Annotated in this window: 20 protein-coding genes and 2 pseudogenes; 8 read left to right on the forward strand and 14 right to left on the reverse strand. The window is 54.1% G+C overall.

Annotated elements, in window-relative coordinates; genetic code table 11:
• Positions 1–90 precede the first annotated feature (90 nt).
• Positions 91–420, reverse strand: a pseudogene (locus FCS97_RS09635) (LysR substrate-binding domain-containing protein); the annotation flags it as partial.
• A 7-nt stretch (positions 421–427) separates the two neighbouring features.
• Between FCS97_RS09635 and FCS97_RS16840 the strand changes: the two are divergent.
• The 5 genes and pseudogenes from FCS97_RS16840 to FCS97_RS09660 all read left to right on the forward strand — a co-directional run.
• Positions 428–868, forward strand: a pseudogene (locus FCS97_RS16840) (LysR substrate-binding domain-containing protein); the annotation flags it as partial.
• A 182-nt stretch (positions 869–1,050) separates the two neighbouring features.
• Positions 1,051–1,227 (forward strand): hypothetical protein, encoded by a 177-nt coding sequence (locus FCS97_RS09645; RefSeq protein ID WP_212746472.1) that lies wholly within the window; start codon positions 1,051–1,053, stop codon positions 1,225–1,227.
• A 182-nt stretch (positions 1,228–1,409) separates the two neighbouring features.
• Positions 1,410–2,396, forward strand: a complete 987-nt coding sequence (locus FCS97_RS09650) for an LLM class oxidoreductase (RefSeq protein ID WP_138518241.1) — start codon at positions 1,410–1,412, stop codon at positions 2,394–2,396.
• 133 nt (positions 2,397–2,529) lie between these two features.
• A complete protein-coding gene (locus tag FCS97_RS09655) occupies positions 2,530–2,835 on the forward strand; it encodes an ArsR/SmtB family transcription factor (RefSeq protein WP_138518242.1) in 306 nt (101 codons plus the stop codon).
• A 212-nt stretch (positions 2,836–3,047) separates the two neighbouring features.
• Complete coding sequence (locus FCS97_RS09660; RefSeq protein ID WP_003291522.1) at positions 3,048–4,037, forward strand: zinc-dependent alcohol dehydrogenase family protein; 990 nt, start codon at positions 3,048–3,050, stop codon at positions 4,035–4,037.
• Positions 4,038–4,165: 128 nt separating this feature from the next.
• On the opposite strand, the gene FCS97_RS09665 is transcribed toward FCS97_RS09660, so the two are convergent.
• On the reverse strand, positions 4,166–5,194 hold the full coding sequence (locus tag FCS97_RS09665; RefSeq protein ID WP_138518243.1) for a GlxA family transcriptional regulator: 1,029 nt from the start codon (positions 5,192–5,194) through the stop codon (positions 4,166–4,168).
• A 63-nt stretch (positions 5,195–5,257) separates the two neighbouring features.
• Between FCS97_RS09665 and FCS97_RS09670 the strand changes: the two genes are divergently transcribed.
• On the forward strand, positions 5,258–5,560 hold the full coding sequence (locus FCS97_RS09670) for a putative quinol monooxygenase (RefSeq protein WP_007182542.1): 303 nt from the start codon (positions 5,258–5,260) through the stop codon (positions 5,558–5,560).
• Positions 5,561–5,969: 409 nt separating this feature from the next.
• Here FCS97_RS09670 and FCS97_RS09675 read toward each other — a convergent pair whose 3' ends face one another.
• From FCS97_RS09675 to FCS97_RS09700, 6 genes are all read right to left on the reverse strand, one after another.
• On the reverse strand, positions 5,970–6,374 hold the full coding sequence (locus FCS97_RS09675; protein WP_236550883.1) for an FKBP-type peptidyl-prolyl cis-trans isomerase: 405 nt from the start codon (positions 6,372–6,374) through the stop codon (positions 5,970–5,972).
• Between the two features lie 160 nt (positions 6,375–6,534).
• Positions 6,535–6,831 carry an HU family DNA-binding protein gene (locus FCS97_RS09680; RefSeq protein WP_138518245.1) on the reverse strand — a complete coding sequence of 99 codons (297 nt, stop codon included), beginning with the start codon at positions 6,829–6,831 and terminating at the stop codon, positions 6,535–6,537.
• Between the two features lie 104 nt (positions 6,832–6,935).
• A complete protein-coding gene (locus FCS97_RS09685) occupies positions 6,936–7,370 on the reverse strand; it encodes a GFA family protein (RefSeq protein ID WP_138518246.1) in 435 nt (144 codons plus the stop codon).
• 18 nt (positions 7,371–7,388) lie between these two features.
• Complete coding sequence (locus tag FCS97_RS09690) at positions 7,389–9,251, reverse strand: adenylate/guanylate cyclase domain-containing protein (protein ID WP_138518247.1); 1,863 nt, start codon at positions 9,249–9,251, stop codon at positions 7,389–7,391.
• A complete protein-coding gene (locus tag FCS97_RS09695) occupies positions 9,248–12,163 on the reverse strand; it encodes a TIR domain-containing protein (protein ID WP_138518248.1) in 2,916 nt (971 codons plus the stop codon). Before FCS97_RS09695 ends, FCS97_RS09690 begins: the two co-directional genes overlap by 4 nt.
• Positions 12,164–12,210: 47 nt before the next feature.
• The gene (locus FCS97_RS09700; protein WP_138518249.1) at positions 12,211–13,104 is read right to left on the reverse strand and encodes a LysR family transcriptional regulator; all 894 of its coding nucleotides are present in this window, start codon (positions 13,102–13,104) and stop codon (positions 12,211–12,213) included.
• A 101-nt stretch (positions 13,105–13,205) separates the two neighbouring features.
• Between FCS97_RS09700 and FCS97_RS09705 the strand changes: the two genes are divergently transcribed.
• Positions 13,206–14,081: a sterol desaturase family protein gene (locus tag FCS97_RS09705; protein WP_138518250.1), complete on the forward strand. Its 876-nt coding sequence runs from the start codon at positions 13,206–13,208 to the stop codon at positions 14,079–14,081.
• On the opposite strand, the gene FCS97_RS09710 is transcribed toward FCS97_RS09705, so the two are convergent.
• The 5 genes from FCS97_RS09710 to FCS97_RS09730 all read right to left on the reverse strand — a co-directional run bounded on the left by FCS97_RS09710 (position 14,078) and on the right by FCS97_RS09730 (position 19,275).
• On the reverse strand, positions 14,078–14,668 hold the full coding sequence (locus tag FCS97_RS09710; protein ID WP_138518251.1) for a TetR/AcrR family transcriptional regulator: 591 nt from the start codon (positions 14,666–14,668) through the stop codon (positions 14,078–14,080). The two genes, FCS97_RS09705 and FCS97_RS09710, sit on opposite strands and share 4 nt — an antisense overlap.
• Before the next feature lie 5 nt (positions 14,669–14,673).
• The gene (locus tag FCS97_RS09715; RefSeq protein ID WP_138518252.1) at positions 14,674–15,504 is read right to left on the reverse strand and encodes an SDR family oxidoreductase; all 831 of its coding nucleotides are present in this window, start codon (positions 15,502–15,504) and stop codon (positions 14,674–14,676) included.
• 59 nt (positions 15,505–15,563) lie between these two features.
• Entirely contained in the window at positions 15,564–16,793 is a 1,230-nt protein-coding gene (locus FCS97_RS09720) for an oxygenase MpaB family protein (RefSeq protein ID WP_138518253.1), read from the reverse strand.
• A gap of 55 nt (positions 16,794–16,848) precedes the next feature.
• Positions 16,849–18,930: an FkbM family methyltransferase gene (locus FCS97_RS09725; RefSeq protein ID WP_138518254.1), complete on the reverse strand. Its 2,082-nt coding sequence runs from the start codon at positions 18,928–18,930 to the stop codon at positions 16,849–16,851.
• A gap of 105 nt (positions 18,931–19,035) precedes the next feature.
• Positions 19,036–19,275 carry a DUF2798 domain-containing protein gene (locus FCS97_RS09730; RefSeq protein WP_138518255.1) on the reverse strand — a complete coding sequence of 80 codons (240 nt, stop codon included), beginning with the start codon at positions 19,273–19,275 and terminating at the stop codon, positions 19,036–19,038.
• A gap of 118 nt (positions 19,276–19,393) precedes the next feature.
• Here FCS97_RS09730 and FCS97_RS09735 point away from each other — a divergent pair, with 118 nt between their 5' ends.
• Positions 19,394–19,834 (forward strand): hypothetical protein, encoded by a 441-nt coding sequence (locus tag FCS97_RS09735; RefSeq protein WP_138518256.1) that lies wholly within the window; start codon positions 19,394–19,396, stop codon positions 19,832–19,834.
• Between the two features lie 27 nt (positions 19,835–19,861).
• On the opposite strand, the gene FCS97_RS09740 is transcribed toward FCS97_RS09735, so the two are convergent.
• The gene (locus FCS97_RS09740) at positions 19,862–21,565 is read right to left on the reverse strand and encodes an acyl-CoA dehydrogenase family protein (RefSeq protein ID WP_342776963.1); all 1,704 of its coding nucleotides are present in this window, start codon (positions 21,563–21,565) and stop codon (positions 19,862–19,864) included.
• Positions 21,566–21,630: the final 65 nt, after the last annotated feature.

The following is a 21,630-nucleotide window of genomic DNA, read 5'->3' on the forward strand; positions in this document are numbered from 1 at the left end:
GCGGTCAGACCGCACTCCAGTTTGAACTACCTGACCCCGAATGAGTTCGTGGCAGGATTGCAAAACGATTTATCAACTGAGACCAGAAAGTTAAGTTCTCAGTGGTAGGAAATTCCCGGGCAGGTCAGCATCGCCATTGTCGGCTCTGAGGTTGCCCTTTACCGGAATCTCAAGTTCACCATGGTGACCGAACGCCCAGAAACCCTTGCTCTGAAACGGAGACAGGGTATAGCTCAGGCAGTTGTGGCTGGACAGGTCATACACGCGCCGAGGTGTACCGTGCTTCGCGAGGTAATCCGGCGAGGCACAGATTTTCATGGGGCTATCTCCCAGGCGCCGCGCTCTGAGATCGCTGTCCGCAATATAGCCGACGCGGAAAATCAGGTCCCAGCTGCCATCAAATAATTGTTGAGTTGCACGTGCCGTAGCTCCCGTGCCGTTTTACGTTGTCGCGTCCCCGTCTCTCATAGGCCAAAAGACATCACCTGAATCTTTGGATGCCTTAGCTAAGCTGCCACTTTCAGTCCTGATCGACCGGAAAAATGGCCGCCCTTGGCCTTGGCTATTTGCCGACGGGCAAACGTTCACGCCCAGGCAGCCAGCGCTTATCCGTGATGATCCAGATACGGAATTGGAAGTCATCCTGGCAGGCATGTGTTTTGGCCAAATTCCTGCCTATCTGGCTGAGCCTCATCTGCGGTCAGGAAAGCTGGTTGCTGTTTTGGCTGATCTCGCTCCAGCGCCATGGGAACTGTTCATATACCGCCCACAGCAGGGTCCTGTATCGAAGCGGGGGCGATTGGTGTACGACCACCTTAAGCAGGCTTTCTCAAACCCCAGGCTATTTCCCCAGGGCCTGGGGAAATAGCCAGAGACTCATAGACAACCCTGGTGCGAAGCACGGCGCGGGCACAGCTGATCCAGAAGTGAGCTGCAAGGGCGTGGAAATATGCATACGTGCCGGAAAATGATAGCGACATATTGACATATTTAGATATTGCAAATAATATTAACCCACAACCCGTGCGAGAAACCTTAGGAGGTACCCCCATGAAAGATTCCAGCGATACCTACCATGAGATCTCTGCCCATGCCCCCTTTGGTGGCGATAAGAAATCTGACCCAGGACGGGAAACGCACAACTCAATATTGGAAGCCTACAGGCAAAAGAAGAACATCGCCGTCAGCCTCAACGAAGCACCGCTCGGGCTCTTCAGAGCTCGTTGATCCATGTTTTTTTGACTTACAGAATCGAATATTTTAGATATGCAGGTAAATGAAATGACACACTCAGAACTTTTTAAAACCACTCAGCTGGGCCCATACCCGACTTACAAACCCTAAGCGCTCAGAGCCACGCCCCATAACTCAGGGCGTGGCACAGCGTTTGCTGACCGAGGAAGTTAAGCATGTACCAACCGAGTACGATTCCCTACCAAGAGCATAGGGGATTCAAACAGACCTTCAGACAGGGTCATCTAAGCCTTGGGCTGTTCTTTCCCCTGGAGGCTTTCCAGGGTGACACACCGCGCATGCTGGATCAGGTCGCGCTGGCCAAACGTGCAGAGGCACTAGGTTTTTCGGCACTCTGGTTTCGCGACGTCCCGCTCAGGGACCCAAGCTTCGGTGATGTCGGCCAGGTTTTCGATCCTTGGGTGTATCTGGGCTACATCGCAGCCCATACAACAAAAATCGCACTAGGCACCGCCTCCATCGCCCTTACCTTGCGTAATCCCTTGCACACGGCAAAGGCTGCAGCGAGCATTGATCAGTTGAGCGGAGGTCGTTTGCTCCTGGGAGTAGCCTCTGGCGATCGTCCTGTTGAGTTTCCCGCATTCAGCGTTGATCCGGAAATGCGTGGAGAGACCTTTCAAGAAAACCTCAATGTGATACGCCAAGCCCATCGAACACACTTCAAGCCCATTCGCTGGAGTCATGGCGAGTTACTGGGGGCCGATCTCGTTCCCAAACCTACGACTCGGGAAATACCGCTATTCGTAACCGGACACAGCCGCCAGTCGCTCGATTGGATCGCGCGTGAAAGCCATGGATGGATCAACTATCCACGTCCGCCAAAAATGCAGCGACTCATCGTGGAAGATTGGCGACAGGAAACGGTTAAACAATGTGGCGCTATCTACAAGCCGTTCTTGCAATCGCTGTATATCGACCTGGACGAAAACCCATCCACGCCGCCCTCTCCTATCCATCTAGGATTCCGACTGGGACGTAACCACCTTCTGGCCTTGCTGGATACACTTCAGGAAATCGGTGTAGATCACGTCATCCTGAACCTCAAGTATGGTAAACGTCCCGCAGCAGAGGTTATCGAGGAGCTTGGCAAGCATATCGTCCCTAAATTCGGCGGCGCGCAGGTGCCCGATAGTCCTACCTGACAGGACACTAGGATTTCAGTCCAAGCCTGCCCATCACTGCGAAGGGCAGGCGGGGAGATCATGGCGAAGCCTTGCAATTTGACGCGTGAATCAGGAAGATATCCAGATATCGGAAGAATAGGTATAAGAATTAATGACTATTGACGTCAACGAAGCCCTGAAAGCATTGGCGAACCCGATGCGCTTTACTATCCTTAATTGGCTCAAGGAGCCCAGGACAGCCTTTCCCGAGCAGGAAGTCGACCCAGAAACGGTAGGCGTGTGCGTCAGTATTATCCAAGAGCGCACGGGCCTCTCGCAGTCAACGACATCGCTTTATCTCGCCGCTCTACAGCGCGCGCAATTGGTGACATCGCAGCGGATCGGCCCCTGGACCTACTACAAACGCCACGATGAGAATATCGACGCCTTTTTAAAGGCGCTGCAAGAAAGAATCTAGGTATGCAGACCCAGGAAGTCATGGTGCATTCTTCAGCCCTCATCAGGAGGATGCGCCATGGCTACAGGTCTTCATACTTTGACAGCCGCCAAGTAATACGCCGTCGTAGGCCATTATTTAGCGCCAACCAATGACTAAATTTTTGTTACCTTTCGAGTGCCCGGATACTTTTCGGATGTACGTCGAGGCCCATTGATAAACGAGGTATCTATATGGCACGCATTGTCAGAATTCATGAATACGGTGACGCCAGCGTTCTGAAGCTGGAGGATCTGGAAGTATCGGCACCAGCAGCAAACGAGGTGCAGATTAGTGTTAAAGCTATTGGCTTGAACCGAGCCGAAGTGATGTTCCGCAATCACGCATACCTACAAGAAGCGGAGTTCCCCAGCCGCTTAGGCTACGAGGCCGCAGGCATCGTAACGGCAGTTGGTAGCGACGTAACCGAGATCACTATTGGTGACTCGGTCGCTCTGATCCCACCTTTGGATATTGCTCGCTGGGGCACCTACGGCGAGTTGGCCAATGTACCAGCCCACCTGGTGGTAAAGAGCCCTGAGAACTTGTCCTTTGAAGAGGCTGCGGCGTCTTGGATGCAGTACGTCACCGCCTGGGGAGCATTGATTGAACAGGCGAAGCTACGGCAGGGCGATTTTGTCATCGTTACCGCCGCGTCAAGCAGTGTTGGCTTGGCCGCCTTCCAAATAGCTCGAATGGTCGGCGCCACATCGATTGCGATCACTCGAACTCACGCGAAGAAGCAAGCCCTGCTTGATGCAGGCGCTGCGCATGTCATCGTCAGCGATGAAGAGGATATCGTCGAGCGTGTTATGACGATAACTGCCGGTCAAGGCGCTCGCGTTGTATTTGATCCTGTAGGCGGGCCGTCCTTCGAACCTCTCACGCAGAGCATGGCGCGGGGCGGAATTTTGCTGGTGTACGGCGCACTCAGCTCTGAACCGACACCATTTCCACTGTTTACCGTGCTGGGCAAAAGCCTGACTTTGAAGGGTTATCTCTACGCAGAGATTGTGGCCGACCCTGAAGCCCTGGAGAGAGCGAAGGCTTTTATTCTGCAAGGGTTGAAGTCCGGCGCGTTGCGCCCGATCATCGCAAAGACATTCGCACTTAGCGACATCCAGGATGCCCATCGTTTCCTTGAAGCCAATCAGCAGATCGGCAAGATCGTGGTAACTGTCTGACCAGCAATTATGGGGCTGAGAGCGTAATCCTTCGGCCCCGACTCAAGCCAGCCCTGATGACCGCTATTGGCCGACTCTGTTGAAAAAGTAGCTGCTCCCCCATGCTGTCGGCAGAATTGCTCTGTCCGCTAGCGTGGGGACGGTGAGCCGCCGCGTCGCAACTCCCTGACACCCCGGCCCAGCTTGCGGCGCAGCAGGGCCCGCAGGGTCGCCCCATCCGAATACCCGACCCGTGTGGCGACCTGGTCGACGCTGGCGTTTCCGGTGCGCAAGAGATGGACGGCATGCTCCACGCGCAGGTCCTGGAAATACGACAGTGGTGTCTTGCCCAAAACGCTTTGCAGCCGCCGCGCCAAGGTGCGCTCGCTTGTGCCCGCGGCGCTGGCCGCCTCCGCCAGCGAGAACCCCTGCGCGAGCCGACGTCTGGCCCAGCTCTCGAAGCGCTCCACCATTGGGTCGGCATGCGCAAGGTGGTCGGGAATCACGAACTCGGCTTGCGAACTGCGTGCCTCGACCAGCAGATAGCGTGCCACCAGGGCCGCCAGCGCCGGACTGCGCCCCCGGATGATGTGCAAGGCCAAGTCAACGTGGGCCAAAGCGGCACCCGCGGTAGTGAAGCGTGTCGAGTTCACGATCATGCGTGACTCGTCCAACGTGACGTTCGGATAGCGCTGCCGAAACATCGGCCCCAGCCACCATGACGTCGTCGCACGATGCCCATCAAGCAGGCCACTCTCTGCAAGTAAGAAACTACCGGAGCAGGCGGCACCAAGGTGCGCGCCAGCGGTGGACCACAGCTGTAGCGCGGCGACCGCATCGGGCACGTCGGGGCCTGTGAGCCGAGCCGAGAGCGTGTCAGGCATCTTGTCACCAAACGCGGGCACGAGCACGACGTCTGGTTCCGGCACACCACGCGCAGTGACCACGGGGACCGTCAAGCCCTGCGCCGTTAGGATGCGACGCCGCACGCCCACCAGCGTGAGCTCTATGTGCGCGGGAGCCTGTGGCAGCGAGCTCGACATCGCATTGGCCAAGCCCACTGTGTCAGTGAGCGCCGCAAGCCCCAGATCAAACACGCCATCACAAACAAGGATATGAAGTTTCATGGCAATAATGATATCAAAGTTGTCATTTTTGTCTATATAAATGGTTGTCATGAAGACTTAGACTGCAGGCTCGTCGGTGCTTTCACCTAAACCATTTACCCAAAGGATTACAATATGACCAAGCTCGCCCTGTTTGTTCGCCTCGAAGCCAAACCCGGCCAGGAGGCTGCGCTTGCCGACTTCCTGGCCAGCGCACTGCCGCTCGCCAACGCCGAATCCGGGACCACTGCCTGGTTTGCATTGAAGTTTGGCCCTTCGACGTTCGGTGTGTTCGATGCCTTTGCCGATGAGGCAGGTCGCCAGGCACATCTGAACGGCCAGATCGCCGCGGCCTTGATGGCCAACGCCGCGACCTTGCTCAGTTCTCCGCCCAATATCGAGAAGGTCGAACTGCTTGCAGCCAAACTGCCTGCATGACAACCCGAGGCCGATTTTGACGAATACCTGAAGCAGCCTGGTTTCCCCAAGCCAAGCCCAGGCATGAGCATGTGATGTTGCCGATCTTTTACAGCCCAGAAGCCCCGTAAACAGGGGCCTTTGTTATTTCGTTGCCGATCTGATTGCCGATGTGGCAGGTAAAAATCATTCCCGCAAAAAAAATATAGACCCAGTATTCAAGCGGGTCTTGAGGGATTCAAAAAATTGATTTTGCGGGAAAATTTGGGTATTAAGTTAATGATTTTAAAGCGTTTAGCCCCGGCCTGTTAATCCGCAGGTCCCTGGTTCGAGTCCAGGTCGGGGAGCCAAATAAAAAGTGAAAAGCCCTTGCGGTGTAAAACCGAAAGGGCTTTTTTCTTGTCTCGAAATTCTTGAAAATTTCAAACCATCAACGCTTAATTTCAAGCAGTTCCACCTTGAACTTCAACACCGAGTTCGGGGGAATCACCCCGGGAATGCCGCGCGCGCCGTAGGCCGTGTCTGCTGGGCAGGTCAACGTGGCTTTGTCGCCCACCGACATGGTACTGACACCTTGCGTCCAGCAGGGAATAACACCGCTTAGTGGGAATGTGGCTGGTGCGCCGCGCTTGTAAGAGCTATCAAACACAGTGCCGTTTGTTAACGCGCCCTCGTAGTGAACACTCACGGTCGACGTACTTTTTGGCTTTTGTGCACCTGTTGATTTCCCATCAATGGCCACAACAACGCCAGAGGGAAGTTTGATTTCCTCGGCAGCGGCGGTTGTTGGGAAGAGCAACACGGGTGAGAGAACAGAAATTACAGACCAAATCATTGAATGCTTCATGTTGATCAAATCGCTATTAGAAGTTGGGTAGATAAGGTTAACGCGTTATTTACACCCAAAACAAACCCCCGCAACGTTTTCACGGGCGGGGGCTCGTAACCGATACCTGGAAGCAACGGTTTAAGGCATAAATGATGTGTGTCTTGATTTATTTCTTTTTCTTTGCTGGCTTTGTATTTACTTTGGTCTTCAGACTTTGGCCAGGTGTGAATTTAGGCACTACAGCTGCTGCAATCTTGATGGTTTCGCCTGTGCGTGGGTTGCGACCCTCACGGGCTGCACGTGCGCCGGTTTGAAATGTACCGAACCCCACCAAAACAACCTTGTCGCCATTGGCCATTTGCTGACTCACTGTGTCGATGAAGGCATCCAACATTTTGCCAGCAGCGGCCTTGGAGCATTCACTTTTTGCGGCGATGGCGTCAATCAATTCGGTTTTGTTCATTGTTTATAGTTCCAAAGAGTTAATGAGCGTAGCTAACATGCCATGGAAAACCGCATGTAGCAAGGGGGTTCAGGTTGTTTTCACCTCCCTATGGGCGGTTTATTTTATTGTTTACCCGGCCTGAACGGCGGCGCCTTGGGAAACTGAAAAACACCGGGCGGTATTTCCACCTCCGGCGCTTTTTCGCTGGTCCACACATGGGCCATGGGTTGGAATTCGAAAGGTGGCCCCAGCCTGTCGGCAGCTACACCCAGCAGGCCAGTCAGTGCATCCACCGTGGCATACACAAAATCATTGCAGTGGCTGCATCGGCGGTATTGCTTGGGTTTACCCGAGCCACCTGTCATCTCAATCGCCTTGAATTCGCCTTGTGCGCAGTGTTCTTCGGCTTTAAAAAAAGCGGCCTTTGCATAGGGCATGCCGCTAATGGTTTGGCAGTCACGGCAATGGCAGATCAGCTGCGCAACCGGCGCTTGGGTAAAAGTAACGGCCAATTGACCACATTGGCACTGCGCACGGAAAGTGTTGTTTATCATCATGGTTTGGAAGCCTTGGGTTTATCGCTCAAAATCCAGCACCACTGTGGTGGCATCGCTGTTCTCGGTTCTTCTCAATAAAAACATTCGCATCACGCCGTAGCTTTTGGCGGCCTGCGTTTGGCCCACATAATCGCAAGCGAATTCATGTTTGCTGTCAATCGCCAGCACTGCTGCGAAGGTTTCAGTGACGTACACGCAGCCCTCGGGCGTCACGGGTTCAATTCGTGCGGCGCGGCTAACATGTGCACCCATGGCGGTTTCGCGCAGGGTGATGGGGTCCAGGGTTAAATACACTGGGCCAAGGTGCAAGCCGATTCTCAAGGCCAGTTCGTCGGGTAAACCAAGTGCGGATCGATCAATGCTCGCCATGCTTTCCTGCATGGCCAGTGCGCATTCGGCAGCGGCGGCAACGTGGTTGAACACGGCGAATATACCATCGCCCCAGGTGTTGATGCTGTGTAGTTGCCGCTGGTGTTGCGCTGTTACTTTGGCCAGTCGCCCCATGATTTGTTCTACAAATGCGGGCAGTGCGGCATCGCCAAGCTTGCTGAAACCTTTCACGTCTGCAAACAGCATGGCTTTGCTTTCGCGGCCGTGTTGCCTGGTGATGGCGGCTGCTGCGGAAGGTATCAAGAGCGGGTTTGCGGGTAGTTCTTCCGTGAAACGGGCTTGCTTGCTGTTCACCAAATACTGGGGCAAGCCGGTCAACTTCCATTGTTGCAGGTCGGCCTCGGTGCCTGCCTGGCTGCTGCTGGCAATTTGCCCGTCCCACACGCCAATTTGAGCCACGGTGGTATTCAAGTGCCGCGCATTGAGTATGGCCAGGCCCATGGCAATTTGGCTGCAATAGGCAAACAGTTGTTCGTCTTGCAGGTAGGCGTCGTCGGTGGCCATTCGCACGCTTCGAGCCGAATTCAGGCAGCGCTCGAACCGTGTAGCCCACTGGGGGCCGCACTGTTGCACTGATACTTTTACAAAATCCTCGCGATCAAAAGGCAGCACCACATGAAGGTCTGCGCCGCGTTGAAGCAAACTTTCTGCAAACAGAATGTCGGCGCCTCCCGCTAATGATCCATAGCCAACCCCCACGTTGTACAAGTCGAGCAATTGTTGGATTTTTTCCTTTACGCGTGTTTCCTCGTGGTCTGGAAAACGCCCGGCAGGGCTGATCAAGTGCCCGGTGTAGTGAATGACTGTGGGTGGCGTTGTAAAACCAAGGCTGCTGAAATCATGCCCCAGGCAGGCGCACAGGCGTTGCAATTGCCGCAGGGTGGAGGCCAGCGAGGTTCGGTTTGAACCAATCAGCAATGTGGTTTGTGGCACAAGTGCGCGCGCTGCGCCCAGTTGCCCTTGAATGAGCAGTGCTTCAATGCGCGTGGCGTTGACCCAGTATCGCTCGCTTGGGTCGGCCATGTTGTGTTGTTGATTTTGAAGCTGATCGTGAAGCTGATTTAGCACCACATCAGCCCATTGTGTGGCTTGCTCAAATTTGCCAGAAAACGCGGCACAGGCCGCTGCGTTAATGGCTGGGTAGTAGGCCTGCGGTGAATGGCTGTGCATGCGCCAAGCTTGCTCGTACAGTTGAAACGCGATTAAAAAACTTGCCTTGGCGGCGTCGCCTTTTTGGGCAAAACCCATGTCTTTGTGCAGGCGGGCCAGCAGGCATTGCACGTCAAGGTCTTTGCTGTTGGGCAAACCCATTTCAACAAAGCGGGCCATGGCCAATTGCGAGGCACCTGCATTGGCCAGTGCCAGCAAAGCTCGATGTTGAAGTGCGGTGTTGTCGGCTTGGGTTTGTAGTGCTTGCACTGCTGCATCGTAGGCTTTGAAAAATTCGCCTTTGCTGATCAGGTCTTTAACCTCTTGCAATGTAGTGCTCATGGTTGTTCACCCATGGCCCACCAAATGGCTTGTCCGTTTGCACAACGGGCCAGCAAGTGGCTGCCTGTGTTGTTCAATGCCAGATCGATGGCCTGGCATTGTGGTGCATCCAGGGTTTTGATTCTTCGCAGTGTGCTGCTTTCCCACACATTGATCGAGCCAATTTCATCGCTGCTGATGAGCAGGTCGGTGGCCGGGTGAGATCGCAGTGCCAGAATTCGACCGCTGTGATTGGACAAGGCGCCCAGCGTGTTGCCAGTTTGCAAATCGCGAATTCTGTATTTGGCACCAAAGCGGCGATCGGCAATCCAGGGGGCTCCGCTCAGTTCGGTTTGTATGCCAAAGCCAAAACCGCTTTCATAACCGTCGTTTTCTTGAAATTCAGCCCTGGTGGCAAAGCGTTCAACAGGGGCGCATTGTTCTACATCAAAGGTTTGAATTCGACGGTTTTCCCAACCGGTGCCGTTGGTGAACAGCATGTCGATGTTGAGCACGGTTTGGTCATCCAGAAAGTAGGCCATGCCATCGTAAAACTGTTCGGTGTGTTCAAGCTTGCATCGGGTTTTGCCGGTATTCGCATCAAGCAACAGCACGCCTTGTGTACCCACCAGCAACAGGTGTTTTCCGTTCTTCGACACACTCACCGGGCGAAGGCGATTCAGCTCGGCAAGCCAATCCATGTCAACATTTTGTTTGTAATTCAAGGTGGCTTGCTTGCCCTGGATGGTCCACGCGAACAATTCGCCCTGGGCGTTCATGGCCCAGGCCCGCCCGCCTGCGGGCGACAAGGCTCCCGCCACCAGTGCGGTGTTGGCATTTGATGGGTCAAGGCCAGGAAGCTGAAGGGCGGTATTGGCTCCTTCCCAAGGTTGTTGCACCAACTGCCCCTGGGTTTGCAAAGCAAGAAAACCGGATTGATCCGGGGGCAGTGTGGTTGCAATTGCACTGGTGCGCCCCTGCTGCAATCGTGCTGGAATCGAGAAGCGGTGCAGGGTAACCGTGCCGTTGCCGCCGTGGTTCAGCGACAGCCCCAGAAGGTGCTGCCCACTGCCGCCCATCGCAAGGATGTTGTCGGACAGGCCGCCCTCAGTGCCCAGCTCAGAGTCCATGCTTGCAATCAGTTGTGCATTGATTGGTGACAGTGAGCGATTGAATTCACCGGGTGCAAACAGACGGCTGTCGTCCTGATCAAACACAGGGTGCAAGTCGCCGATAGAGATTGCGCCATTGCGCAATTCATGCAAGTTCTCTTGCAGGTCTTCCCGAAGGGCCGCAGGGTCTTGTCGAAGTGATTTGCCTTCACTGACCACCACGTCATCGAGCGAAAAGTACAAGATGCGGGCTTCATTGCTGGGGTCGACTACCGCTAGGCTATGCCCTCGGTTGGACAAAGCCACACCCGATTCATCGGCCACCCACACTTTGCCCAGGGGCTTGAGTTGACCAATGTCTGGACCCAATTGAAAACCGTGAACTTCTCGCTTCACGCGAATCGCCAGCACGTCGTCCTGATTGCGAAGCACTTGCCGAACCTGCCCTTTGAAGCGACCCAGCAAATGGTTGCTGCTTTGTTGGTGAATCCACACTTCGTATTGCCCATTGGCTAGCGGTGGTTTGCGATACAGCAAGTCGCCATTTGAGAAGGCGCGCAGAAGCTGCACACCATCCATTTTCAGAATGGGTTGTGGCAATACAGTTTGATCCGGCGCCCAGGGATACACCGCGACACCGCTGCTGTGTTGAATCACAATTTGCCGGGCGTTTTCCAGCAATGCGATGTGTTCAATCGCGGCTTGGCTTGCAATGCGGGGTGTGTCCTCCAAAGGGTTGGAGGAGGTGCGAATGCTGAACTGCGAGGGTGTCCACACTGCATGGTGCTTGCCTGAATCCGAAAGGCTGACTGCGTGGGTTTCGCTGTCGGAAAAACTGGCTGTTTCAAGCGGTTCATTCCATTGGTCAAGATTGAACAACTGCCCGCCTGAGGAGAAGCTGTGCAGCATGACCCAGTCGCCTTTCACTTCCAGTGATTCAACCTCATAGGCTCTCAGTTCCTGATTGGTTGACAGTGACTCGGCCTGAAACAGTCGCACTTGCAGGCTGGCCATGGGGTCTTTTTCCAGCCGGGCCGCGTTGGCTTTGGCGGTGTCCAGCATGCTGGACAAGTCGCCTGCCATGGCCAGTTGGTTCAAGCGGTTGCGAAGCGCTGACCTCGCTTCACCTTCGGCTTGAACATGCTGAATGTAGCCAAACGAAGCCGCTGCAATCACGGCCAACAAACTGCCGCCCAGAAAGCCTGCCAGTGTCATGCGCCTGCGGGATTGGGTTTGATCCGACACGGCAATCATCTCGATCAAGTCGGCACCCAAAGGTTTGTCCTTCAGGCTCGATTCTTCCAGCATGGCCTGAGCGGATGCCAGGTCTTTTCCGCGAAGCAGGAGGCTGGGGTCCTTTTTATTGTTCACCCATTGTTGCGCCCGGCTTGTGAGGTCGGTGTGCCGCTTGAGCCATTCTGGGTCCAGGTTGATGCTGCGTTCTATCCAGGCTGCAACGGTGTTGGCATTGTCAGTGTCACGATCCAGCTTGAACCATTGATAAGCATTCAAGGCGGCGGGTATTTGGTGTTCTTCGACCCGGCTGTCGATCACAGGCAACAAGCGTTTGCGCAAACGCTCAGCGCGTTCTACTTCAAACCGACAAGCCAGCGAATCCAGAAAGTGGGGCGTGACCAGCACCACGATGAGTTGCGCCCTAAGGATGGCGTCTTCAATTTCCTCTTGCCAAAGGCTTGCGTAGTCGAGTGCGTTGGTGTCGACCCAGGCATGAATGTTTTTGCTGGCCAGACTTGTGCTGATGGCCTGGACCCATTCAGCATCCTCGCGCGCGTACGATATGAAAATTGGAGTGGTGTTCATATGGACCGAAGCTTGCGAGAGAAAGTCGATGTGGACACAGTGTACCGCTATACGAACTGCCTGAATTGTTCAATTGCATAACTGGCCGCAGGCGACGGCGAGCGGCTGCTCAGGTTGACGATTGCAATGCTGCTGTACAGCGCCGGAAAGTCGACAGTGTTCAGCTTCACCAGGCTGCCATTGTCCAGCAAGGGTTTGGCTGCAAGTTCAGTGGAGGCCGCAATTGTGTTGGTGCTCAAGGCCACTTGATGCAACAGGTTGACGTCGTCACATTCCAGTGCAAGTTGAGGCAGGTTGCGGCTGTTTTGCCCCAGCAACTGAGCCAGTCCAGCCTTAAGCATGTCAGGTAATTTGACAGAGGCTATGCCGTATTCCCAGGCTTCTTCAAACCGGTGGGCTTTGCCAGCCAAAGGGTGCTTGGCATGTGCATACAAATGTCCGTACTGGCGCATCAGGGGCTGAATGTTCAAATAAGGCGCGGCTTTGAGTTCTCCCGTGTCGGCGACGAAGAAATCAATTTCTTCTTTCAACAACAAAGCTAACAGGTTTGCCGGGTTGTCAATTTCAGCACGCACTGAAACCTTGGGAAATTCAAGGCGAATTTTCTCAATGGCCTTCCCCGCCAACGTGACTGCTGGGAAGGGCCCCACGCCAAACACCAGTTCACCCACCTCGCCTTGTTGATAAAGGCCAATGTCGCGCTTCAGCGATTTGGCTTCGAGTACCAGAATTCGAGCACGCTGAATCAGAAACTGGCCTGCCGGTGTGGGGCGTATTTCGCCACCCTTGCGCTCGAACAGAACCAGCCCTGTTTGCTTCTCGAGCGCCTGGATGCTTCGGCTGAAAGCGGGTTGGCTTAGGTGAACCTTTTGCGCTGCTTTGGCGAAGTGGCGCGCTTCGTCGAGCGCCAAAAGATGTTCCAGCTGATGAAGATTGGTCACTGTGATGCACTGCTTGCATTGAAAGTGAATTAATTATGCATTGGACGAATGAAGTCGACAAGCATTACATTGAATACATCGATTAATTCCCGAGGCCGATCATGCAAATTTCGGAATTTCAAAACGTACTGATTTTGATTGCAATTGCAGGCTTTGCCTTGATGGAATTCACCACGCGCCGTTACCAAACCACGGTGAATGCCACGGCGAACGACACCAAGCTGGAGTTGTTCATGTTCATCAGCCTGGTGGCGGTGACCCAACCCTTGGTTATTTTGATCACACAAAACATAGGCGAGGCCTGGTTTGTGCAGTGGCAGGGCATTTGGGCTGACTGGCCCTGGTGGGCCATGTTTGGCGTGTTGTTGTTGGGGGATGATTTAACGCAGTACCTGTGGCACAGGGCTTCGCATTCGCCGTTGTTGTGGCCTTTGCACCGCGCCCACCACTCTGCGCAGTATATGAGTGTGCGCATGACCTTTCGCAACAACTTTTTTTATTACCTGATGATGCCTGGCTTGTGGATTGCCGGTGCCCTCTTGTTCTTGGGTTTTGGCGGCTGGGTGTATGCCAGTTACCTAACCTTGAAGCTGACCATCATTCTGGGGGCACATTGTTCCTGGCGTTGGGACGAACCACTTTACAAAATCAAGGCCTTGCACCCGGTGATGTGGGTGGTAGAGCGCACCATTTCAACACCCGCCACACACTGGGCTCACCATGCGCTCACCAACAAAGATGGCATTGGAAACTACACCGGCAACTTCGGCAACATGCTTTTTTTGTGGGACGTTATTTTTGGAACAGCTCACATTACCCGCAAGTACCCTGAACACATTGGTTTGATGGATGACCGTATTCACGGTCAGGAGCACTGGGCTCATCAAATGTTCTATCCACTTGCCCATTCCAAACGGGCCGATTCGGCCCTGCGGTTTGGTGGCACTATTTACGATGAAAACAAGAATCCAAACTAAGCATTCAGGTAGCTGACCACCATTTCCACCAATTCAATTTCCAGCTCCTCGTCTGTGATGAAAGGGCTGGGTTCACTGATGGCACGGATCATGGTGAACACAATTGCGTTGGCAATGATGAAGCTTCGAATTTGAAGCCGTTCAGGATTGTTGCTCAGCGGGTTCTTCAGCAAGTACATCCGCATGAAGTCCAACAGGGTGTCTTGCAACAGCCGAACCACATTCTGGGTGGGCAGGCGATACCAGTTGCGCACCAGCTCAATAGCCAGGCCATCGTCAGCACGCAAAAATGACATGCCGAAATGCACCGACCGTTGCACCATGTCGCGAAGGTCGGTGGTTTTCTCCAGCACCAGTTTGTTCAAGCCTTCACGAAGATTCAGTGTGACCATATCGAGCAGAGCCTCGATAAGGTCTTCTCGCGAATCGAAGTACTGATACAACGAGCCCACACTGACCCCGGCCAGTTCGGCCACATGGTGCGTGGTGAACTTGTCCATGCCTTGTTCCCGAATGGACTGGGCAGTGGCCTCAACCAGCCGTGCAACCAGTTCCTTGGAACGTTGCTGCTGCGGAATTTTGCGCATGGGCTTTAGAACTTGCCGATGTAAAAGTCTCGTTGAATTTCATCCGCACGCGCCGGGTTGTTGGCGTATTGCGTGAAATCCGATACCCCGGTTTCGCGCAGTACTTCTTCATCCAGCCAGCTGACCTTGGCAGCAAAGCGATCGCGCTGATTGATCAATTCATATGCAGCGTCGGCCATTACCTCGGGCTTGCGCGACACATTCAAACCTTCTTCGCCGCTGAACATGCCCACTGCCGCAGTGGCAATCAAGGTGGCAGGCCACAGGGTTTTAACCGCAATGCCTTTGGCTTTCACTTCCTGCTGAAAACCCATGCTGAGCAAGGTCATGGAATACTTGGTGCTGGTGTAGGGGATAAATGCACCCAGCCAGCCTTCGTCCAGGTTTAATGGTGGGCACAAATTCAGCACGCTGCCCTTGCTGGCTTGCAGGTAGGGCAGGCATTCGCGCATGGTAATTAAAGGTGCACGGGTGTTCAGCGCGTGCATCAGGTCGAATTTTTTGGTCTCGGTAATGCCAAGTTGGGTAATGCCCAAAAACCCGGCGTTGTTCACCAGCAAATCAATGCCACCAAACTGCTGCACCGTGGCTTGAATTGCACGTTTGGTTTGTTCCTCGTCGCGCACATCGGTGGCCACTGGCAGTGCTTTACCACCAGCTTCAATCACTTCCTGCGCAACTGAGTGAATGGTGCCGGGCAGCTTGGGGTTGGGTGTGTCTGATTTGGCTGCAATCGTAATATTGGCGCCTTCGCGCGCCAATCGCAAAATGATTTCCCGCCCAATGCCACGGCTGCCGCCGGTGATGAATACGGTTTTATTCGACCAGCTTCCCATAATGCCCCTGTTTTTTAATTCAAACGGTCGTTCAGTTTAATACGACTTTTTGTTCGTATTCAACTCGCATTGACGGAAACGGGTGGCACGGCCTGTTGAACTTGCCTTTGTTGAAGTTCGGCCACCGCAATTTCTTGTGATTTACGGCCTTGGCGAACATGCCATTTGGCCAGGCCTGGCGTGCATCGGCCCAACACATGCAGGGCAGCCCTTGCGGGCACAGCCAATAAGGCAATGAAGGGACCAAAGGGAGCGCGTAGCCGCAATTTGCGGAACATGCGCGGGCCCAGCAAATACCACGATGAACTCAAGTGTTTTTGATGGGCATAAGCCCTGCGCAGGTTTTGAAAATTGTTGTAGCCTCGGCTAAGCGGCTCACCTGCCAGTGCGGTGGCCAGGCGGTGGGTAGATTCATCGGGTGGGGAGTGGGTGAACAAAAACCGCCGCAACTGAATGAGCGCCTGTGCCTCGGTGTCAACCAGCCATTCTTCTTTCACGCCCATTTGCCAGCCGATCAACTTCCACAGTTGCATGACTGCTTTTGAATTGCGAGGTGTGACCACAATGCCCATTTTGCGAAGACCCAGCAACATGACGGCACTGAAGCCCAGGTAAGTGGCGGCCATGTCCACCTGGTTAATCGGAAGCCCCCATTGTGTGGCATCCCATTGCGAACTGTGCTGCAACTGCCTGCGCACCAGTGCATGCATCCATCGAACGCGCAGCGTGGACATGGCACCCGGGCCCCCTGCATGGTTGGCGTGGGGGTTGACCACTTTCAGCCACCATTGCGCTGTGCTGGCCAGCCGGGGGGCTGCGCCTTTTTCCAGTTCGCCGGTCAGTATCAGGGTTTTGTTGAAAGCCACCATCAAGTAGCCGCCCATCAAGGCCATGTCGCGCAGCACATCGGTGGCAGCGCGCCCGGTGCTGTGAATGAATTGCACGCCTTCCTCGATCAAGGCCCAGTCTGCCCAGTCCGGGTTGGTGCAGGTGAACTGCAACAAGGTTTGAAGTGCATCACTGCCCTGACAGGCCAGTGGATTGTTCAACTGCAGGGCTTGGTGAAATTCCCGCCAATCGGGGCGGTCTGGCGACGCTTTGATTCGCGCCTCAATGTATTGGTCCATCACAGGGTCACCTTCAAACAAACCTTTGTGCAAATCAAGGTACTGTTGCTGGCTTGGGGCAAATTGCCCACCCAGCAGCTGTTTGATGGGCCAGGGTGTGCGCACCTGGGTCAGTTCAAATGGCCGAAGCCGGCTGGGATGAGGATGCGCAGAGGTGGTCATGTGGCTGAGGCATGCTGTGACGATGCCTCAGACTAAAGCGAATTTTTAGTCGCATTCAAGTCGCGTTTTGAAACCAGCGTTTGTTCATGGCGATCATGTCGAATTCATAGCGATAAAACACATAGCCCTGTGCAAACAAATCCTGCTCAAGTGCCTGTAGTTCTGCGGCGCTCAGGTTCACAATTTCCAGGTTGATGATGCTTGGTTTGAACTTCGAGAAATCGAGTTGCTTGAATACGGTGTAGTCGTAGCCTTCGGTGTCGATCTGGAATACATCGATCTGGCTTAGGTGGTTGCGTTCAATCAAGGCCATCAAGGGCATGCATTGCACGTTTTCAATGGTGACATATTGCTGATAATTCTTCAGCTTGGTGTCGCTGAAGGTGGACATGCCTTTGAGCCAGTCGGGCAGTTTGTGTTTCACAATGACCTCGGGCGCAATGCGATACAGCGGCCTGGTTTCCACCTGCTCTGTAATGGCCACGTTTTCGAATGCCAGCCCGGTGCAGCCCTGGTAGTTGTTGCGTGTGCGTTCCAGCATGTCGGGCAGGGGCTCAACCAACACGCCGTGCCAGCCAAAGTTGCGAATGAAGGGGTGAATGGGATCGTAGCTGACGCCGTCCATCGCACCCACTTGCACGAATTGAACTGGCTTTTTTTGCTGACTAATGGCCCAGAAAGCATCGTTGGGGTTGGAGTAGGGCAGCTGCCCGTGGCGCTGTTGCAATTCGCGTTTGTAATCCGCATATGCACCAGCGGCATGCTTCTGGTTGGTGACCACCCAGGTCAGCGCGAGTTCGCCGTGATTCACATCCATCAATCGATCGGGGGCCGTGCTGCCAAACCGAATTCCCCAATTGTGTTTGTACGCTTCATGGTGACATGCCGACAAAGCAATTTGATCGAGAAACCAAAGTGATTTGCCCTTGTGCAAATTGTCGTCAATGAAAGCCACCACCTGGGAAATGTAACGCTGTGCGGCGGGCGTGTTGTTCAGATACACCAAGCCAGCTGCAACCTGTTCCCAAAACGGTGCTGCCTTGGGTTGGCAAACAATTACATCATTGTTGTTGGCCAATTCGCCCAGGGTGGAAGCCCAGGGCTTGCGCCACAGGGCATCGGCATCAATCAGAATGATGGGTGCGTTTAAATGCGCGAGCAGGGCCTTGCTGGCTGCAAAACGACGGGTTGCAAACTCCACCACCTTGGTGGGCGACTTCAAATCGATTGTTTCTTGGGTGGCTGTAATTTCAAGTTGCGGATACTTTGCAGCCAAATCGTGCACGCCCTGCACAACGCTGGCGTTGGGTGTGTACAGGTGAAAATGAACCAGCAAATCGGCCTGGTTGTGTTCAAGCACCGAGTAAACCAGGGCCAGTGCATGTTCATAGAAGTATTTGTCGTCGCAGGCAATCAGAACAGTGGGTTTGGTGCGCTGTGTTTTTGCTGGTTCGATAAGCCATGCATAAGGGAATGCCGCTTCGGTGTGCACAGGCGGCGTGGCCAGGCTTGCAAAATCAACGGGTTCATCCGGCAGGGCACCCAGTTTGTACATGCAGGCCATGCTGAGAAGTTTGATCAGCGAATTGCTTTGATGTGCGCCTGAATCTACCAGCTTCAACAGGTAGGGTAGTGCTTCTTCGTAACGTTCTTCCATGGCATAAACCATGGCCACAATTTGTTGCAGGTGCGGCGAAGTGTCGACCACCTTTTCGTTTTTGCGCACCAAGGCCATGGCTTCATCAATTTCGCCAATGCGATACAAAATCTGAATGGCGTTGATCAGGTACTTCACGCTGGGTACTTTTTGCAGTACACGCATCAATCCATCGCGAATGCCTTTTTTGTACGCGGCGGGCATGGGTGTTTGAATGCCGTTGCGATGCTTGTCCATGGACAAATGCGATTGCGCAATCAGCATGACCATTTGTTTCAGTGCCAGGTCTTTCGCCGCTGGCAAACCCGATTGCACGGTGTGAAGGGTTTCAGCACACAACACAGGGTCGCAGGCATTGGTGTCGATCAGGGAAATCAATGTTTCTTTCGGTATTTTTCCAAACTCATCAAAGAAATAGGTTTTCACCAGACTGTCGCGATAGTACTGGTGCATTTCCTGGCTGCGTTTGAATTCCGTCACGAGGGGCTCCTGTGGCCTTTGGGGTTGAAACAATTCAAGCAAAAGGATAACCGCAGGGTAGCCGCACTGAAAACCGGAGAAAAGGGGGAATGTTGGGTCAGTGCGCTAGTTCAGCAGTTGAGCTGTGATGCGACGTGCAATCGGCGCTAGCATGTAGATCGCCGGTACCGCAGCCACGTAGCCGATCAGGTATGTTTTCCCCCAAGTGGTCAGAAAATTATGACTGAAGCCGAAATTGCTGGCGGTGGTGACAAAAGTAACAATACCCACCATGAGAAATCCCATGATGATTGCAAAAACAAGCTGGAACAATTTTCCGGGTTGGGTTTGGGGCACGGCGTTCATGGTGTGGCTGAATCGATTTTGGATTCGGGAATTTTAGCGGCAATTGTGGGTTGTTACCCTCAGGGTAAACACCCTCACATTGATTGGGCGTTTGGCTTTTTTATTGGGTTTAGTGTTTATGGTATTTCGCGTTGCCCCGGAAAATCGGCATGCGGCGGTGTTTAACACCAGCAGGCATGTGTTGGTGGATGCGTCGGGAGCGGGGCAGGGGCGCTACTGCATGGCAGCGGTGTGTATGGAGAACGGCGAAGTGCTGCATTTGTACAGTGCACCCTGTGAAGCATTCAGCTCAGTGCTGGCCGAGCAGGAGAGCATTGAATGGGCCTTGGGGCTGTGGTCCAATGCCTTGATTTGGAATGACTGCATACCCGCGATTGAAGCGGTGTTAAGCCAGCAACCCGCATTGGCCGGGCGATTGTATTGGCCCACACCCCGCATGCGAAAGCCCTTTCACGACATGGCACACCTTTTGTCGGTGAAAGCGCGGGGTTTTTCTGAACCGAGGCAATGGATTGTTGAAAACTCAGGCAACTTCATTGCTTTGGGCGTTGCTGAATAGCGTGTTCAATCCACCAAAGCTTGAAGCTTAAGTTTTCACCACGCCCGGGTCGGCCCGCTCAATAATTGCTTTCACATTCATGCCTTTGGGCAAGGCGCCATAATTGTGATGGCCCTGCGCTGCCAGGCGGCTTGCACAGAAAGCTTCGCTAACCGCAGCCGGTGCATGGCGTACCAACAAGGATGCTTCAAAGGCCAGGGCCATTTGATCCACCATGGTGCGCGCGCTGTACTGCAAGCCATGCAGGTCAGCCGGGTTCAGTTGCATGAATTGTTTGTTCAGTCCGTCCAGGTATTGATCCAGAATTGAATTGCCACCACGCGCCTTGTTCAATTCCGCATTGAAGGCCATCAGCACCGCGGGTGTTTTGCCAATGGCACGAAGTACATCAAGGCACTGCACATTGCCGCTGCCTTCCCAAATCGGGTTGATGACGCTTTCACGGAACAGGCGCGGGTAAATCGAATTTTCCATCACGCCGTTGCCGCCAATGCATTCCATAATTTCATAGCTGTGCTGGGGTGCGCGTTTGCAAATCCAGTACTTGCCCACCGCAGTGGCCAGCCGGGCCAGTTGGGCTTCGTGTTCATCGCTGTCTTTCATGTCCAGTGCGCGCGCCATTCGCATTGAAAAGGCCATGGCACCTTCGTACTCCAGTTGCAAATCGGCCAACACGTTTTGCATCAGGGGTTGGTCGATCAACTTGGCACCAAACGCGGCACGCTGTTTGCAGTGGTGAATGGCATTGGCCAGGCCAGCGCGCATCAAGCCCGCCGATGCGCCCATGCAATCAAAACGGGTCAGGCTGACCATTTCAATGATCGTGGGCACGCCACGCCCTTCATCGCCAATCAACCAACCCTGTGCACCGCGAAATTCCACTTCGCTGGATGCATTGGATTTGTTGCCCATTTTGTCTTTCAGACGAATCACATTCAAAGCGTTTTTGGTGCCATCGGGCAGCCAGCGTGGCACGGCAAAGCACGACACGCCTGCGGCCGTTTGCGCAAGAATCAAAAACACATCGCACATGGGGGCTGACAAAAACCATTTGTGGCCCACCAGCGAATACAGTTGCCCAGCGCCCGGCTGATTCACCGGTGTGGCCAGGGTGCTGTTGGCTCGCACATCCGAGCCACCCTGTTTTTCAGTCATGCCCATGCCCACGGTGATGGACTGTTTTTCATCAATCGGCAGATTGCGTGGGTCATAGCCACGGTTCAAAATTTTCGATTCAAAAATTGCAGCCACTTCGGGTTGCAGGCGAAAGCTGGGTACCGATGCAAAAGTCATGGTGACAGGGCAACCATGGCCAGCCTCCACCTGGCTTTGCATGAATGCCTTGGCACCACGCACCACATGCGCGCCCTCACGCGGGTGGGTCCACGGCTGGCTGTGCAGTCCTTCTTCCAGCGCCGATTTCATCAACTCATGGTAAGCGCCGTGGTAGCGCACGGCATCAACCCGGTTGCCGAAGCGATCGTGGGTGTCTAACTCCGGTGTGTATTTGTTCGCCAGAAAACCCAGCTCAAGGTAGCCAGGTTGGCCACATTTTTCGCCAAACGCAGCAATCTCGCTCACGCCCCAGGCTCCACCTTCTCGCTTCACACCTTCCAACAGTGCGGCATCGGTTGTAAACAGGTTGTAGCTGTGCAATTCACTGGCCACGTTGTGTACTTGGTGGGTTTCACCCACGATTGGGCTGGCTTGTAATTCTTTGGCGGTTTTCATGGCATTCATCCCTGTCATTCTTGGTGTATGCCCTAATAATTACTCAAAAGTGGCAATAATGCAAA

It is taken from the genome of Limnobacter alexandrii, from assembly GCF_005871185.1.
In the GTDB taxonomy this organism is placed as follows: domain Bacteria; phylum Pseudomonadota; class Gammaproteobacteria; order Burkholderiales; family Burkholderiaceae_B; genus Limnobacter; species Limnobacter alexandrii.